The following is a 17,383-nucleotide window of genomic DNA, read 5'->3' on the forward strand; positions in this document are numbered from 1 at the left end:
AATATTATAATCTTAATTATATAAATGCTGGCTGGTGTTATTTTTGTTGTGAATGTTTCTGGGTAAATAATAAGCGCTATTCGATAGCGGCATCCGAAAAAAGAACGGATGTTTATCTGTAACAATAAGGTTCGTATTTATCGCATTTTAAAAATTGCGCAACGGATGAAGGCTGTGATCTGTCAGGCAAAAATACCGGGATTAATATGACTGAAGGCTGGCAGGATCACATAAATTAAAAAACATAAATAATTAATAAAAAAACATAATGGCGCCGCGCATAGCGGATAAGTAAAAAATGCAGACACTACAGAAACCGGTTTCATTTTGCATAAAGGAGTGGTGTATGTCTGCTGGCGAAAAAATTTCTGTCAGAGAGAAAATAGGTTATAGCCTGGGGGACGCAGCCAGTCACATCGTATTTGACTCGTCTGTGGCTATTCTGGCTTATTTTTATACCGATATTTATGGCCTGCCGCCCGCCGTAATGGGGACGATGTTTTTGCTGGTGCGTCTGCTGGATGCGATTACCGATCCGATTATGGGCGCGATTGCTGACGCCACCTCAACCCGCTGGGGCCGCTTTCGCCCCTGGCTGTTGGCGATCTGCGTGCCCTTTGCGGTGAGCTGCGTGCTGGTGTATTCCATTCCCTCCTTTTCCGACTCCGGAAAAATTGCCTACGCCGTGGCGGCTTATATATTTATGACACTGATGTATACGGCGATTAATATTCCGTACTGCTCGCTGGGCGCGGCGCTGACCTCCGATCCGCGCGAAAGCCTCTCGCTGCAGTCCTGGCGTTTCGCTATCACCCCAATCGGCGGCGCGCTCGGTACTGCGTTTATTTTACCGCTGGCTGATTTTCTCTATCCCGGCGATCGCGCGACCGGTATTCAGGTCTCGATGGCCCTGTTTGGCGTTATCGGCTGCCTGATGTTTATCACCTGTTTCGCCACGACTAAAGAACGCGTGCAGCCGATTAAAGAACAGAACCTGAACATCGCGCGGGACGTGAAAATACTATTTCGTAACGATCAGTGGCGTATTCTTTCCGTTTACAATTTTATGATGCTGGTCGCCGTGGTAATTCGCGGTGGCGCCGTCGTCTATTATGTTAACAGCGTCCTGCATAAAGGCGCCGACGTGATTACCATATTCATGCTCGGCGGTATGTTTGCCTCCATGCTGGGTTCGGTGCTGGCCAAGCCCTTCGGGACGCGCTTTTGTAAGGTCCGATTCTCTTTCTGGATTAATCTTCTCACCGCCGCGCTGGGCGTGGTCTGCTTTATCGTCCCGGTACAATATTGGATTGCGGTGCTCGGCGTGCATATTCTGATTTCTATCATTCAGGGCGGCAACGGCGCGTTGCAGTGGTCGATGATTACCGACGTGAATAACTATGGCGAATGGAAAACCCAGCGGCGTATTACCGGTATGAATGTCGCAGCAAATATCTTTGTCATCAAGCTGGGTGTCGCCGTCGGCGGGGCCATCCTCGGCTGGATATTGGCCTATTTCCATTACGCCGCTAACACCACGGTGCAGTCGGCTTCAGCGGTGCAGGGCGTGGTGCTGTTGTTTACTCTGGTCCCTTCCGTGTTTTATGTGCTTACCGCCGTCTCGATTAAATTCTACAGCTTAACGGAAAACAGAATGAACGGCATCGTTGATGATTTAAAACACGGCACTTTCGCCGAATCCTGATTATTCCACGCTGTATTAAGAGGGCTATGCAGGTAATTCTCTGGATAGCCCGGCTATACCCTGGATGAAACATATAACAATGTAATTAGGGATGTTAATAATGAAAGTAAACTATATGGCTCTGATTATGAGTGGTCTGTTCTCCTCTGGCCTTTGGGCCGCGGCGAATAATCACCCGACGGATATTGAAAAACGTTTAGCGCAGCTGGAACAGCGCGTAATAAATGCTGAGCAACGAGCGGCCGATGCGGAAGCGAAAATCCAGACCTTAACCCGACAGCAGAACGTGGTGGCGAAAAGCACGCCAACTGTCAAAGTGGAGTCCGCCGAGCCCGTCGCACCGGGCGCGGAGCCGACAACACTAACGCTGTCCGGCTATGGGGATATCAAATTTTATGGTGATGTCGAATTTAACATGGATGGCGCCAGCAGCAGCGGGAGCCTGACTTCGGTAAAAACCACGGCAAATAAAGACTGGGCGCCGGGCAATAATGAACGCTGGGATATTAATGGCCGCCTGCTGTTAGGTTTTGACGGCATGCGCAAAATGGATAATGGCCGTTTTGCCGGTTTTTCCGTCCAGCCGCTGGCCGACCTGAACGGCAAAATGAATCTTGATGATGCGGTATTCTTTTTTGGCCAGGAGAACGACTGGAAGGTGAAGGTTGGTCGTTTCGAAGCCTACGATATGTTCCCGTTGAATCAGGATACGTTCGTGGAATACTCCGGGAACACCGCCAACGATCTGTACAGCGACGGCTACGGCTATATTTACATGATGAAGGAAGGGCGCGGTCGGAGCAACAGCGGCGGCAACTTCCTGATGAGCAAAACCCTTGATAACTGGTATTTCGAACTGAATACCCTGCTGGAGAACGGCAGCACGCTATTCCAGGACCAGCAGTATCATGGCACCGCACTGGAAAATGAGAAAAATGTGGCCTATTTGCGCCCGGTTATCGCGTGGAACAGCGGGCGCTTCTCCACCGCCATCGCCATGGAGAGCAACGTGGTAAATAACGCCTATGGCTATCACGATGCGAAAGGACGCTGGGTCGACCAGTCCAGCCGTACCGGCTATGGCTATACGATGACGTGGAATGGGCAAAAAACCGATCCGCAGGACGGCGTGGTGACCAACCTTAACGTCGCTTATATGGATGCCGAAGATGAGACTGACTTTACCGCGGGCGTTAACTCCCTGTGGCACGGTTTTGAGCTGGGCTACATTTACGCGCATAACAAAATCGACAGCTTTAACACCGCTGATTTTATCGCTAACTGCGACGATAATTGCTGGATCGCCGATCCGGGCAACTATGATATCCACACAATCCATGCGTCGTACCTGTTTCCGAACGTAATGAATATGAAGAACTTCAACATCTATCTTGGGGCCTACGCATCATGGATTGAATCCAACCCAAACAACGGCGACGGCCAGGAAGACTCCCGCTATGGCGGCCGGCTGCGCTTCAAGTATTTCTTCTGAGCAACACAGAGCCTGCACAGCGCAGGCTCTGTGCTATTCAGCCGCCTGTCGCTACGCGGCGTGGCTCGCGAAGCCTCAGCGTCCCGTGAATCCACTTGCCCCAAACTGGTGCGTTTAACGCTAAAAACCGCCCACAAATAAGCAAAGTGTCTGGTTGTTTTTTAATCAGTTCAGGGCCATGGCCTCACAGCGTAACGCTGCGCCGACGCGCTGTGTGACCTGGCATAATTAATGCTTATCTCTTAGCGGGATTACCACAAAGTGAGTACAACCGGAGGGGATAGCCATGATTAAAATTACGCTACCTGACGGGCATTATTATGACGAGATGCTGACCGCGCAGGGTGAACAGCGGCCGCACTATAATGCCTGGTGGCAATGGTTTCGCAACACCGATCAATTCTCTATCCGGCAGAAAAAAGCGCAAGCGGAACTGCTTTTTCACCGTATCGGCATCACCTTTAACGTGTACGGCGAGGATGAGGGGACCGAGCGGCTGATCCCGTTTGACAGCGTGCCGCGGATCATACCCGCCGGGGAGTGGCAGCGCATTGACCGCGGCATACGCCAGCGGGTGAAAGCGCTGAACGCCTTCCTCTATGACATCTATCATGAGCAGAATATCCTGCGCGCGGGGCTGATCCCGGCCGAGCAGGTGCTGGCCAACGAGCAGTATCAGCCGTGCATGCAGGGCATCAACCTGCCAAACAACACCTATGCCCATATCACCGGCGTCGATATGGTGCGCAATAACGACGGTCAGTACTACGTGCTGGAGGATAATCTGCGCACGCCGTCCGGCGTCTCCTACATGCTCGAAAACCGTAAGATGATGATGCGCCTCTATCCGGAGATGTTCGAGCAGCATCACATTGCGCCGGTGGAGCGCTACCCGAGCTACCTCCTGCAGACCCTGCGCGAAAGCTCGCTGGTGGATGATCCCTGCGTCGTGGTGATGACCCCGGGTCGCTTCAACAGCGCCTACTTCGAGCACAGCTTCCTGGCGCAGCAGATGGGGGTCGAGCTGGTGGAGAGCGCCGATCTGTTTATTAAAAACGGCGCGGTGTATATGCGCACCACCGAGGGGCCGCGGCGGGTGGATGTGATTTATCGCCGCATCGACGACGCCTGGCTCGACCCGCTGGCCTTCCGCGCCGATTCGATGCTCGGCGTCCCGGGGCTGCTGTCCGTCTATCGCGCCGGCGGCGTAGTGCTGGCCAACGCCATCGGCACCGGAGTGGCTGACGACAAATCGATCTATCCGTACGTCCCGGAGATGATCCGCTTTTACCTCGGCGAACAGCCGATCCTCAGCAATATCCCCACCTGGCAGTGCCGGAAAGCGGAGGACCTGCGCTACGTGCTGAGCAATCTCGAGCTGATGGTGGTCAAGGAGGTCCATGGCGCCGGGGGCTACGGCATGCTGGTCGGCCCGCGTTCGACTAAAGAGGAGCGAGAGGCCTTCCGCCAGCGCCTGCTGGCCAATCCGGCCAACTATATCGCCCAGGACACCCTTGCGCTGTCGACCTGCCCCACCTTCGTTGAGGAAGGTCTGTCGCCGCGACATATCGATTTACGGCCCTACGTGCTGTCCGGGCAGGAGATGCGGCTGGTGCCCGGCGGCCTGACCCGCGTGGCCCTCACCGAAGGGTCGCTGGTGGTCAACTCGTCGCAGGGCGGCGGAACCAAGGATACCTGGGTGATGGAGGATGACGCATCATGCTAAGTCGTACGGCGAGTGAACTGTTCTGGATGGCCCGCTATCTCGAGCGGGCGGAGAGCTACGCCCGGGTGCTGGACGTGACCTGGAAATTATCGATGATCCCCCGTCACAGCCAGCAGTCGCGGGATCTGGCGCTGCCGCTGAATTTGTCGATGACCCACGAGTTGTTTCAGGCGCGCCATGCCCGCTTTACCATGAGCAATCTGCTCAACTTTTTTGCCCTTGATGGCAACAACCCCTGCAGTATTTACAGCTGCGTGGAGATGGCGTGGAACAATGCGCACGCCGTGCGCGGCAGTCTGTCGGCCGAAGTGTGGGAGAGCATCAATGCCACCCGCATTGAGCTGCGAAGCCTGCGCCAGCAGGGGCTGGGCGAGCTGGGGAGCGACGGCTTTTTTGAGTGGGTGAAAGAGCGGGTGCATCTGTTTCGCGGGGCAGTGATCGGCACGCTGCTGCGTAACGACGCCCTGAGTTTTATCGGTATCGGCACCCTGATTGAGCGCGCCTTCGCCACCACCCAGCTGCTGCTGATTAAGGATCAACAGCTGACCAACGACCCGGATCCGGTGCGGGAATACTACCGGCTGGATACCCTGCTCAATGCGGTCAGCGCCCGCGAAGCCTACAACAGCCTCTACCGCCAGCCGGTCAGTCGCGAAACGGTGATGGAGCTGCTGATCCTGCGCAACGATATTCCGCGTTCGCTGCGCGCCAGCATTGCCGACCTGGTGGGCGAGCTGGAGAAGATCGCCAACGACCGCTCCTATCAACCGCTGCGCCTCGCCCATCAGCTCAACGTTGACCTGCGCTTCAGCACCCGTGACGACCTGGCGCAGGCGGACCTGCAGACCACCCTTAACGGGCTGCTGGCGAGAATTAACGCGCTGTCCGACAGCATCAGACAAACCTACCTGGAGGCCTTATGAAACTGGTCATCGATCATCTCACCCGCTATGGCTACGATGAAGAAGTGAAGTTTTCCACCCAGTATCTGCGCCTGACGCCACGCAGTACCGCCCGGCAGACGATCACCGCCTGGACGCTGACCCTGCCGGACGGCGCGGCGGTGACCACTACCGACGGCTGGGGCAATGTGCTGCATGTGCTGACGCTGGATAACCCGCACAAGGAGATCACCATCCGCGCCAGCGGGATTGTCGATATCGCCGACGAAGGGGAGGAGACGCGTGATGAAGAGGCCGAGCTGCTGTCGCCGCTGGTTTTTCTGCGCTGTACGCCGCTAACCCGCGCCGATACGGCGATCCGTGAGTTTGCCCAGCGCCTCTATCGTCCCGATGCGGCGGAAGAGAGTCTGAATCAACTGATGGCGGATCTGCTGTTAAGAATGCCATACTCCCCCGGCGCGACCCAGGTGCAGGACTCCGCCGCCGACGCCTTCGCCCGCGCGAAGGGGGTGTGCCAGGATCATACCCATGTTTTTCTCGCCTGCTGCCGCGCGCTGGAGATCCCGGCGCGCTACGTCAGCGGCTATGTCTACAGCAATAACGCCCAGCATGTGGCGATGCACGCCTGGGCGGAAGTCTGGCTCGACGGCCGCTGGCTGTCGTTTGATATCACCAATAATACCCGTCGCCTGAATCAGCATTTACGGCTGGCGACCGGGCTGGATTATCTCGACGCCTGCCCGGTACGGGGCACCCGGCTGGGCGGCGGCGGGGAGATTATGTTAACTAACGCTGAAGTGCGCGAACACAGCCAGCAGGCGCAGCAGCAATAATACGGGAATAACCGCAATGACCTACTGTGTGGCCATGTGCCTGGCGGATGGACTGGTGTTTGCTTCCGACTCCCGCACCAATGCGGGCGTCGACCATATTGCCACTTTTAAAAAGCTGCACGTTTTCCATCAGGAGGGGGAACGGGTGCTGGTGCTGCAATCCGCCGGCAATCTGGCCACCACCCAGAGCGTGATAAGCCTGCTCAGCGCGCGCATCCGTACCCAGCAGGAGCCGAATCTGATGCAGGTCACTTCCCTCTACGACGCCGCGATGCTGATCGGTAAAACGCTGCTGGAGGTGATCCAGCGCGACAGCAGCAACCAGCAGACCTGCAGTAACACCAACTTCAACTGCAACCTGCTGCTTGGCGGCCAGATCGCCGGCGAAACCCATCGTCTGTTCCATATTTATCCGGAGGGCAACTTTATTGAAGCCACCCGCGACACGCCTTATTTCCAGATTGGCGAAAGCAAATACGGCAAACCGATCATCGATCGGGTGCTGACCATCGACACGCCGCTGGAGCAGGCGATGTGCTGCGCGTTGATCTCCATTGACTCGACGCTGCGCAGTAATCTGTCCGTCGGCCTGCCGCTGGATACGCTGCTCTACCGCAGCGGCAGCTTCAGCAGTGCCGGGCAGCATCGCATCACCGACAGCGATCCCTACTTCAACCGCATTCGCAAGGCGTGGTCCGAAGGGCTGTTGCACACCTTCCAGACTCTGCCGACCTGGACGCCAGCGGAGCGGGAAGAGGAGTAGTCGCTGTGACGCTCCGCCGGTATCGTCGGCGCGAAGGCGGGTAAGGCGCTGGAGTCCTTAAGTATCCTCGACCTGGCGGTAAAATTTCAGCAACAGCGGTAAATAAATTAACGACAGGCCGCACGGATTGTAGGCCGGGCAAGGCGCAGCCGCCGCCCGGCACAAAAGCGACGCCGCTGTCCTTGTCCGGCGGCGCTGCGCCTGCACCGGCCTGGATGGCCCGGGGAGGGGTTATCCCATAGGCCCGGCAAGCGCAGCGCCGCCGGATGATGGACCGGTTTAAACACCGCCAACCTGTTGCGCCATGGACGGTATTCTCTTTGTCCTGCTGAACACAAACGCGCTTTTTGGCAAAGCTAAGTCAATTAAATACTTTGTTATTTAACGTGTTATCTCACATCTTCGGTGGGAATGAGGCAACACGGCAAGGTATCGGAAGTGACGGAAAAGAAGACGGCTGTCTATGTGGATGACCAACAGCGCATCCTGATCCGCCAGCTGGCGCGCAGCTGGCTGTGGCGCAGCGAGCTGCCGACCTGGCTGCTGATTGTGACGGTTTACGGCGGCTGGTTTGCCTGCGTGGCGGGCTGGCGGACGCTGGGACTGTTTCCGGCCACGCTGCTGTTGATCTGGTTTACCGCCTGGTATATGTCCTTACAGCATGAGCTGATCCATGGGCATCCCACCCGGCTGGCATGGTTTAACCAGCTGTTGGGGACGCTGCCGCTGGCGGTCTGGTATCCCTATGGCGTCTACCGCGACAGCCACCTGGCGCACCATCGCAACCATCTGCTGACGCACCCTGAGGATGACCCCGAATCGTACTACGTAACGGCGGAAAGCTGGCAGCGCTTCTCAGCCTGGCAGCGCCGCCTTATCCACCTGCGCAACACCTTCTGGGGGCGTCTGCTGCTGGCGCCGATGATGGATATTATTCACACCCTGAACAGCGCGCTGCGGGCTTTCCGCGAGGGCGACCGCCGCGCTATCGCCATGTGGAGTCTGCATCTGTTGCTGCTGACGGGCCTGCTGACCTGGATGGCGGCGCAGGGTTTTTCTCCGCTGTGGTTTGTGCTGGCGGTGAGCTACCCGGCGCTGGCCCTGACCAAAGTACGCTCTTTTCTCGAACACCGCGCCGCGGATGACCCGCTGGCCCGCTCGGTGATCAACGAGGCCGGGCTCCCCTGGCGGGCGCTGTTCCTCAATCTCAACTACCATGCGGTGCATCATGATCTGCCAGGGGTCCCCTGGTACGCTTTACGTCAACTGTATCTGCATCGCCAGGCGGCGTATCTGCAGCGTAATCAGGGGTTCCTGGTGCGCGGGTACGGCGAGTGGCGACGCCATTTTAGCCGCCGGGCGGTGGCGGTGAACGCCCATCCGGGCTTTGGCGAGCAGGCGCAGGCGGGAGGAGAATATGGCTGAACGCATGACTTTTCCGATGTATGCCATCCACCGTCAACAGACCCAGGCCCTGTGGCAGGCGGTGCAGTCGCTGCTGGACGAACGCGGCGTGATGGTGGCGGGGGACCCTCCGGCGGCTGACCCCGGGGATCTGCTGGCTCACTGGCGCCAGCCGACGCTGTTGCTGAGCCAGACCTGTGGCTACCCGCTGGTGACCCAATTGCCGGAGGTGCAGACGCTGGGCTGCTTCCACTACGCTGCGCCGGGTTGCGAAGGGCGCCGCTATCGCAGCCTGCTGGTGGTCCGCGAAGCGGATAGTCACCGGATGCTGGGGGACTTTTTTGGCCGTCGGGCGGTGTGCAATGCCGAGCACTCGCAGTCCGGCTACAACGTACTGCGTAAAATGGTCGCGCCGCTCTCCCGGGAGGGGCGTTTTTTTTCAGCGGTGATGTTCAGCGGCAGCCATCGGCAATCGCTGCGCGAACTGCAGCAGGAAAACGCCGATATCGCCGCCATCGACTGCGTGACCTACGCTCTGCTGCAGCGCCATCAGCCGCAGGCTCTGGCTGGCCTGGTGGCGATCGGCTGGAGCCCGGCCGCGCCAGGGCTGCCGCTGATCACCGCCGGCGCCACCCCGGCGGCAACGCTGAATAGCCTGCGCGAGGCGCTCCAGCAGCTGGTAAGCGATGATCGCTATCGTTCCCTGTGCGACGCCTTGCTGATCTGCGGCTATAGCGATATGTCGCGGGAGGCCTATGCGCCGCTGCTGGCGTGGCGGGATGAGGCCGCGGCGCTGGGGGTCAGCCAGCTATAGGCGAAATGCCCGGGCCAGCGATCTGCGCCGGGGCGGGCTATAGCGGCTGGTCCCACGGCTGGGCGCTGAGATCCATTCGCAGATAGGAAGAGAGCAGGTCGACAGCCAGCTGGTCGCTCATCAGCTGCTCGTTAAGCTGCTGGCGCAGCCGCGGGATCATCTCTTCACGATAGGCCGGGTCGTTGTTTTATGGATTTGTGATCGGCAACACAAATGACTCTCCAATGGCCGTCGTAAAAGATAAATTACCAGGGTTGATTTTAATCAAAGTATGACCAACTGCGCTATGGCGGAAAAAAGATCGCTGCCTATCGCGACCCAAAAGAAAAATTGTGAATTTAATGTTTCTTTGGTGTAAATAATGACCGTGCATTTTCCCCAACCGCCGGGGATAAAATGTGATGCCCGACCGGCTTGTCATTAAATAATGGCGTTTATTACGTCTGCTTTTTATTCTTTACAGCATTAATTTAATTTTCGGCTTTCTTCTCACCCTGATAGCGCGGGTCGAATAACGTACAAAAGGCGTATTTTTTATCGCCATTTCGCCGTCGATGTTATCGCCATCAATTATTTTTATCCCCGCATTCGGCCACGGCAAAAGGCGCGCAAATAGCGTTCATGATGCTTTTAATATATTGATTTTACTTTACTTATTCTGGCTCGTGGATCCTGCTTATCCGCCGCGGCGGAGCCTTTGTGAGAGCTCTCACATAACCCGGCAATTGCGATTTGTTACACTTTCCGCCGTCAACAAAGGAATGAAAGTGAGACGTGATGAATACTTTTTCTCTGCCTAAAACACAGCATCTGGTAGTTTTCCAGGAAGTGATCCGCAGCGGGTCAATCGGGGCCGGAGCAAAAGCGTTAGGACTCACTCAGCCGGCGGTCAGTAAAATTATTGGCGACATGGAGAGTTATTTTGGCAGCGAATTAATCGTCCGGCGAAATACCGGCGTCTCGCTCACCGAGGCCGGGCAGGTATTTCTCAACTGGTCAGAAGCGATCACCCGTGAAATGAAAAATATGGTCAATGAAATGAATGCTCTGACCAACAGCGCGGTGGTGGATGTCTCCTTTGGTTTCCCTTCGCTGGTCGGGTTTACCTTTATGTCGGAGATGGTGCATCAGTTTAAAATGACTTTCCCCAAGGCGCGGGTCTCGATGTATGAGGCGCAGCTCTCCGCCTTTTTGCCGGCAATCCGCGACGGGCGCCTCGACTTCGCCATCGGGACGCTGAGCGATGAGATGAAACTGCAGGACCTGCACGTCGAGCCGCTGTTTGAGTCTGAGTTTGTGCTGGTGGCGAACCGGGCGCGGATCGGCAACGGCACCGTCCGCCTGGCCTCGCTCCAGCACGAGCAGTGGGTGCTGCCGGAGACCAATATGGGCTACTACAGCGAACTGCTGACCACCCTGCAGCGCAGCGGTATCCGCCGTGAAAATATCGTTAATACCGATTCGGTGGTGACGATCTATAACCTGGTGCTCAATGCCGATTTTCTGACGGTGATCCCCTGCGACATGACCACGCCGTTTGGCTCGAGCCAGTTTGTCACCATCCCCATTAAAGAGGCCTTGCCGGTGGCGCGCTATGCGGCGGTATGGTCGAAAAATTACCGGTTAAAAACCGCCGCGGCGTCGCTGGTGGAGATGGCGAAACACTATTCCTCGGGGCAGGGCAACCGCCACTGGCAGCCATTACAAATTATTGCGTAACTGAAAGTCGTTAAATAATCCAACACACGTCCTCGCTGTTATCAGCAGGATGACGCCCGGTCATTGACTTTATATTAAGATACAGAGGCCATAATGCATATTACCTACGATCTTCCGGTATCTATTGACGATATTCTCGAAGCGAAACAACGCCTCGCGGGAAAAATATATAAAACAGGTATGCCCCGTTCGAATTATTTTAGCGAGCGCTGCCAGGGCGAAATATTTCTTAAATTCGAAAATATGCAGCGCACGGGTTCATTTAAAATTCGCGGCGCCTTTAATAAACTGTGCGGTTTAACCGCGGCGGAAAAACGCAAAGGGGTGGTGGCCTGCTCAGCGGGCAACCACGCCCAGGGCGTCTCGCTCTCCTGCGCCATGCTCGGCATTGACGGGAAAGTGGTGATGCCGAAAGGGGCGCCGAAATCGAAAGTTGCCGCCACCTGTGATTATTCGGCGGAAGTGGTGCTACATGGCGATAATTTTAACGATACCCTCGCCAAAGCCAGCGATATTGTTGAACTTGAGGGCCGCATTTTTATTCCCCCCTATGACGACCCGCAGGTTATCGCCGGGCAGGGGACGATTGGACTCGAAATATTAGAAGATCTGTATGACGTGGATAATGTCATCGTGCCCATTGGCGGCGGCGGCTTAATTGCCGGTATCGCGATTGCGATTAAATCCATTAACCCGACAATCCGCATTATCGGCGTGCAGTCGGAGAATGTTCACGGCATGGCCGCCTCCTGGTATGCCGGGGAAATCACCAGCCATCGCCACGCCGGCACCTTAGCCGATGGTTGCGACGTCGCCCGCCCGGGGAAACTGACCTATGAAATCGCCCGCCAGCTGGTGGATGACATCGTCCTGGTGAGTGAGGATGACATTCGCCAGAGCATGGTCGCCTTAATTCAGCGCAATAAAGTGATCACCGAAGGGGCCGGGGCGTTAGCCTGCGCCGCGTTATTAAGCGGCAAACTCGACAGCTATATCCAGAACCGCAAAACGGTCAGCCTGATTTCCGGGGGCAATATCGATCTCTCCCGGGTATCGCAAATTACCGGTTTTGTTGACGCTTAATTCAATACATAAGTGAGGACAGGATATGAGTACGACTGAGAGCATTGCATCCAGCCAGACAAGCCTTTCGTCCTGGCGTAAATCTGACACCACCTGGACCCTGGGCCTGTTTGGCACCGCTATCGGCGCCGGGGTGCTGTTTTTCCCGATCCGCGCAGGCTTCGGCGGGCTGATCCCGATCCTGGTGATGCTGGTGCTGGCCTATCCCATCGCCTTTTATTGCCATCGGGCGCTGGCCCGGCTATGCCTGTCGGGGGCTAACCCCTCCGGCAATATCACCGAAACGGTGGAAGAGCATTTTGGCAAAACCGGCGGGGTGGTGATCACCTTTCTGTACTTCTTCGCCATCTGCCCACTGCTGTGGATTTATGGCGTCACGATCACCAATACCTTTATGACTTTCTGGGAGAACCAGCTGCAGATGCCGGCTCTCAACCGCGGGGTGGTGGCGCTGCTCCTGCTGCTGCTGATGGCGTTTGTCATCTGGTTTGGTAAAGACCTGATGGTCAAGGTGATGAGCTATCTGGTGTGGCCGTTTATCGCCAGCCTGGTGGTGATCTCCCTGTCCCTGATCCCCTACTGGAATAGCGCGGTGATTGACCAGGTCAACCTCAGCGATATCGCCTTAACCGGTCACGACGGCATTCTGGTGACGGTATGGCTGGGCATCTCCATCATGGTGTTCTCCTTCAACTTCTCGCCGATCGTCTCCTCGTTTGTGGTCTCCAAACGCGAAGAGTATGAAGCGCAGTTTGGCCGCGAGTATACCGAACGCAAATGCTCACAGATCATCTCCCGGGCCAGCATGCTGATGGTGGCGGTGGTGATGTTCTTCGCCTTCAGCTGCCTGTTTACCCTCTCACCGCAGAACATGGCGGACGCCAAGGCGCAGAATATCCCGGTGCTCTCCTATCTGGCGAACCACTTTGCCTCGATGTCGGGCACCAAATCCACCTTTGCCACCCTGCTGGAGTATGGCGCGTCGATCATCGCCCTGGTGGCCATCTTCAAATCGTTTTTCGGCCACTATCTCGGCACGCTCGAAGGGCTGAACGGTCTGATCCTGCGCTTTGGCTATAAAGGGGATAAAACCCGGGTCTCCAGCGGCAAGCTCAATACCCTGAGCATGGTGTTCATCATGGGCTCGACCTGGGTGGTGGCGTATGCCAACCCCAATATCCTCGACCTGATTGAGGCGATGGGCGCGCCGATTATCGCCTCGCTGCTGTGCCTGCTGCCGATGTACGCCATTCGTAAAGCGCCTTCGCTGGCCAAATACCGTGGCCGTCTCGACAACCTCTTTGTGACCGCTATCGGTCTGCTGACCATCCTCAACATTGCTTACAAACTGTTCTAATCCGGCTCAGGCCACGCGGAGTACAACATGACTGAATTTCCGGTAGTACTGGTGATTAACTGCGGCTCGTCGTCAATCAAATTTTCCGTCCTGGACGCCGCCAGCTGCGACTGCCTGCTCAACGGCGTGGCCGAGGGCATCAACGCGGAACGGGCGTTTCTCTCGCTCAACGGCGGCGAGCCGGTGGCGCTGGCGCAGCGCGGCTACGAAGGCGCCCTGCAGGCGATTGCCGGGGCATTAGCCCAACGCGACCTCATCGACAGCGTGGCCCTGATTGGCCACCGCGTCGCCCACGGCGGCGACCTGTTCACCGAGTCGGTCATTATTAGCGAGGAGGTTATCAATAACATTCGCCAGGTATCGTCCCTGGCCCCGCTGCATAACTACGCCAGTCTCAGCGGCATTGCTTCGGCGCAGCGGCTGTTCCCGGAGGTGATGCAGGTGGCGGTCTTTGATACCAGCTTTCACCAGACCCTGGCCCCGGAAGCTTTTCTCTATGGTCTGCCGTGGGAGTATTACCAGAATCTCGGGGTACGCCGCTACGGTTTCCACGGCACCTCGCACCGCTATGTGTCCCAGCGCGCCCTGGCGCTGCTCGGGTTGCCGGAGCAGGAGAGCGGCCTGGTGATCGCCCACCTGGGCAATGGCGCCTCGATCTGCGCGGTGCGTAACGGCCGCAGCGTGGACACCTCGATGGGGATGACGCCGCTGGAGGGGCTGATGATGGGCACCCGCAGCGGCGATGTCGACTTCGGCGCCATGGCGTGGATTGCCGGGGAAACCCGGCAGACCCTCAGCGACCTGGAGCGGGTAGCCAACACCGCCTCCGGCCTGCTGGGGATCTCCGGTCTTTCCTCCGACCTGCGGGTGCTGGAGCAGGCGTGGCATGAGGGCCATGCCCGCGCCCGCCTGGCGATTAAAACCTTTGTCCATCGTATCGCCCGCCATATTGCCGGCCACGCCGCGGCGCTGCAGCGTCTCGACGGCATTATTTTCACCGGCGGGATTGGCGAGAACTCGGTGCTGATCCGTCGGCTGGTGAGCGAACGGCTGACGGTCTTTGGCCTTGCGATGGACGCCGCCCGCAATCAGCAGCCCAATTCGGCCGGCGAGCGCCTGATCTCCGCCGACGGCAGCCGGGTGCGCTGCGCGGTTATTCCTACCAATGAAGAGCGCATGATTGCCCTCGATGCGATCCGCTTAGGCCGGATCCACACCGCGGCGGCGCTGGCCTGACTTTTTATTCTGTAGAGAGACGATGTTCATGAAAGTAGATATCGATACCCAGGATGTACGATACGCCGACGCCTGGCAGGGCTTTCGCGGTACGGCGTGGCAAACGCAGATCGACGTTCGCGACTTTATTCAGCATAACTACACCCCTTACGAGGGCGATGAGTCTTTCCTCGCTAACGCGACGCCAGCGACCACCGCCCTCTGGGAGCAGGTGATGGCCGGGATCCGCGTCGAGAACGCCACCCATGCGCCGGTGGATTTCGACACCAATGTCGCCACCTCCATCACCGCCCACGCGGCGGGCTATATCAACCAGCCGCTGGAAAAGATCGTCGGCCTGCAAACGGACCAGCCGCTGAAGCGCGCCCTGCATCCTTTTGGCGGCATCAAGATGATCAAAAGCGCCTTCGAGGCCTATGGTCGCGAAATGGATCCTGACTTTGAGTATCAGTTTACGGCGCTGCGTAAGACCCACAATCAGGGCGTTTTTGACGTCTATTCCCCGGATATGCTGCGCTGCCGCAAATCCGGGGTGCTGACCGGGCTACCGGACGGCTATGGCCGCGGACGGATCATCGGCGATTACCGCCGCGTGGCGCTGTACGGCATTCGCTACCTGGTCCGCGAACGTGAGCTGCAGTTTGCCGACCTGCAGCCGGCCCTTGAGCGCGGCGAGGCGCTGGAGGCCACCCTGCGCCTGCGCGAAGAGCTGGCCGAACAGCGGCGCGCGCTGCTGCAGATGCAGGAGATGGCGGCCCGCTACGGCTGCGATATCTCTCACCCGGCGCGCACTGCCCGGGAGGCCGTGCAGTGGCTCTACTTCGCCTACCTGGCGGCGGTGAAGTCGCAGAACGGCGGCGCCATGTCGCTGGGGCGCACGGCTACCTTCCTCGACATCTATATCGAACGCGATCTGCGCGCCGGTTTATTGAATGAGGAGCAGGCCCAGGAGCTCATTGATCACTTCATCATGAAGATCCGCATGGTGCGTTTCCTGCGCACCCCGGAATTTGATTCGCTGTTCTCCGGGGATCCCATCTGGGCGACGGAGGTGCTGGGCGGCATGGGGCTGGATGGTCGCACCCTGGTCAGCAAAACCACCTTCCGCTATCTGCATACTCTGCACACCATGGGCCCGGCGCCGGAGCCGAACCTGACCGTGCTCTGGTCGCAAGCGCTGCCGGCGGCGTTTAAAAAATATGCCGCCCGGGTCTCTATCGCCACCTCGTCGCTGCAGTATGAGAACGACGATCTGATGCGCAGCGATTTTCACAGCGACGACTACGCCATCGCCTGCTGCGTCAGCCCGATGGTGATCGGCAAGCAGATGCAGTTCTTCGGCGCCCGCGCCAATCTCGCCAAAACGCTGCTCTACGCGATTAACGGCGGGGTGGATGAGAAACTGAAGATTCAGGTGGGGCCGAAAACCGCACCGTTGCGCGATGAGGTGCTGGACTACGGCACCGTGATGGCCAGCCTCGACCACTTTATGGACTGGCTGGCGGTGCAGTACATCAGCGCGCTGAACATCATCCATTGCATGCATGATAAGTACAGCTACGAGGCGGCGCTGATGGCCCTGCACGACCGCGACGTCTACCGCACGATGGCCTGCGGCATCGCCGGCCTGTCGGTGGCGGCGGATTCGCTGTCGGCGATAAAGTACGCCCGGGTGAAGCCGGTGCGCGATCACCACGGGCTGGCGGTGGACTTTGTCATTGAAGGCGACTATCCGCAGTACGGCAACAACGACGATCGGGTCGATGCCATCGCCTGCGACCTGGTGGAGCGCTTTATGCGCAAAATTCAGGCGCTCCCCACCTGGCGTCAGGCGGTGCCGACCCAGTCGATCCTGACCATCACCTCCAACGTGGTATACGGCCAGAAAACCGGCAACACCCCGGACGGACGTCGGGCGGGGACGCCGTTCGCTCCGGGGGCCAATCCGATGCATGGCCGCGACCGGAAAGGGGCGGTGGCGTCGCTGACCTCGGTGGCGAAACTGCCGTTTACCTACGCCAAAGATGGCATCTCGTATACCTTCTCCATCGTGCCGGCGGCGCTCGGCAAAGCCCCGTCAGCGCAGGAAAACAACCTGGTGGGCCTGCTGGACGGCTACTTCCACCACGAGGAGACGGTGGAGGGGGGACAGCATCTCAACGTCAATGTGCTGAACCGGGAAAAGCTGCTCGATGCGATAGAACACCCGGAGCAGTATCCGAATCTGACGATCCGCGTCTCCGGCTATGCGGTCCGCTTTAACGCGCTGACCCGCGAACAGCAGCAGGATGTGATCTCCCGAACGTTCACCAGTCAACTCTGAGCGGCCACCGGGTCACAGGAGAGCCT

General features: G+C 57.9%; 15 protein-coding genes. 13 read left to right on the forward strand and 2 right to left on the reverse strand.

The features are described from left to right. Positions 1-346: 346 nt before the first annotated feature. The 8 genes from AB1E37_RS09275 (at position 347) to AB1E37_RS09310 (ending at position 9,639) form a co-directional block, all read left to right on the forward strand. Positions 347-1,705 (forward strand): glycoside-pentoside-hexuronide (GPH):cation symporter, encoded by a 1,359-nt coding sequence (locus AB1E37_RS09275; RefSeq protein WP_016532291.1) that lies wholly within the window; start codon positions 347-349, stop codon positions 1,703-1,705. 100 nt (positions 1,706-1,805) lie between these two features. Continuing rightward, positions 1,806-3,197, forward strand: a complete 1,392-nt coding sequence (locus AB1E37_RS09280) for a carbohydrate porin (protein WP_032411414.1) — start codon at positions 1,806-1,808, stop codon at positions 3,195-3,197. Between the two features lie 286 nt (positions 3,198-3,483). Then, complete coding sequence (locus AB1E37_RS09285; protein WP_004211064.1) at positions 3,484-4,923, forward strand: circularly permuted type 2 ATP-grasp protein; 1,440 nt, start codon at positions 3,484-3,486, stop codon at positions 4,921-4,923. Then, on the forward strand, positions 4,917-5,846 hold the full coding sequence (locus AB1E37_RS09290) for an alpha-E domain-containing protein (RefSeq protein WP_004184646.1): 930 nt from the start codon (positions 4,917-4,919) through the stop codon (positions 5,844-5,846). Before AB1E37_RS09285 ends, AB1E37_RS09290 begins: the two co-directional genes overlap by 7 nt. After that, a complete protein-coding gene (locus AB1E37_RS09295) occupies positions 5,843-6,658 on the forward strand; it encodes a transglutaminase family protein (protein WP_004145495.1) in 816 nt (271 codons plus the stop codon). The genes AB1E37_RS09290 and AB1E37_RS09295 overlap by 4 nt, the downstream gene beginning before the upstream one ends. Positions 6,659-6,674: 16 nt before the next feature. Beyond that, positions 6,675-7,421: a proteasome-type protease gene (locus AB1E37_RS09300; protein ID WP_002910830.1), complete on the forward strand. Its 747-nt coding sequence runs from the start codon at positions 6,675-6,677 to the stop codon at positions 7,419-7,421. Between the two features lie 438 nt (positions 7,422-7,859). After that, entirely contained in the window at positions 7,860-8,846 is a 987-nt protein-coding gene (locus AB1E37_RS09305; RefSeq protein WP_014343225.1) for a fatty acid desaturase, read from the forward strand. After that, complete coding sequence (locus AB1E37_RS09310) at positions 8,839-9,639, forward strand: phosphate/phosphite/phosphonate ABC transporter substrate-binding protein (protein ID WP_032447677.1); 801 nt, start codon at positions 8,839-8,841, stop codon at positions 9,637-9,639. The genes AB1E37_RS09305 and AB1E37_RS09310 overlap by 8 nt, the downstream gene beginning before the upstream one ends. A 37-nt stretch (positions 9,640-9,676) precedes the next feature. Here AB1E37_RS09310 and AB1E37_RS09315 read toward each other — a convergent pair whose 3' ends face one another. Both AB1E37_RS09315 and AB1E37_RS09320 read right to left on the reverse strand, forming a co-directional pair. Next, positions 9,677-9,799 (reverse strand): nitrilotriacetate monooxygenase, encoded by a 123-nt coding sequence (locus tag AB1E37_RS09315; protein ID WP_004145488.1) that lies wholly within the window; start codon positions 9,797-9,799, stop codon positions 9,677-9,679. A 297-nt stretch (positions 9,800-10,096) separates the two neighbouring features. Further along, positions 10,097-10,240, reverse strand: coding sequence for a hypothetical protein (locus AB1E37_RS09320; protein ID WP_004219597.1), 144 nt, complete (start codon positions 10,238-10,240; stop codon positions 10,097-10,099). A 176-nt stretch (positions 10,241-10,416) separates the two neighbouring features. On the opposite strand from AB1E37_RS09320, the gene tdcA reads away from it, so the two are divergent. The 5 genes from tdcA to pflB all read left to right on the forward strand — a co-directional run bounded on the left by tdcA (position 10,417) and on the right by pflB (position 17,357). After that, entirely contained in the window at positions 10,417-11,358 is a 942-nt protein-coding gene (gene tdcA / locus AB1E37_RS09325) for a transcriptional regulator TdcA (protein WP_002910764.1), read from the forward strand. 93 nt (positions 11,359-11,451) lie between these two features. Next, a complete protein-coding gene (gene tdcB, locus AB1E37_RS09330) occupies positions 11,452-12,441 on the forward strand; it encodes a bifunctional threonine ammonia-lyase/L-serine ammonia-lyase TdcB (protein ID WP_002910762.1) in 990 nt (329 codons plus the stop codon). Between the two features lie 25 nt (positions 12,442-12,466). Then, a complete protein-coding gene (gene tdcC / locus AB1E37_RS09335) occupies positions 12,467-13,798 on the forward strand; it encodes a threonine/serine transporter TdcC (RefSeq protein WP_004145486.1) in 1,332 nt (443 codons plus the stop codon). A 27-nt stretch (positions 13,799-13,825) separates the two neighbouring features. After that, positions 13,826-15,034 carry a propionate kinase gene (gene tdcD / locus AB1E37_RS09340; RefSeq protein WP_004200321.1) on the forward strand — a complete coding sequence of 403 codons (1,209 nt, stop codon included), beginning with the start codon at positions 13,826-13,828 and terminating at the stop codon, positions 15,032-15,034. A 28-nt stretch (positions 15,035-15,062) separates the two neighbouring features. Then, on the forward strand, positions 15,063-17,357 hold the full coding sequence (gene pflB, locus AB1E37_RS09345; protein ID WP_023287774.1) for a formate C-acetyltransferase: 2,295 nt from the start codon (positions 15,063-15,065) through the stop codon (positions 17,355-17,357). The last annotated feature ends 26 nt before the right edge of the window (positions 17,358-17,383 follow it).

Source organism: Klebsiella sp. Shm-1 (assembly GCF_040804525.1).
GTDB classification, from domain to species: domain Bacteria; phylum Pseudomonadota; class Gammaproteobacteria; order Enterobacterales; family Enterobacteriaceae; genus Klebsiella; species Klebsiella pneumoniae.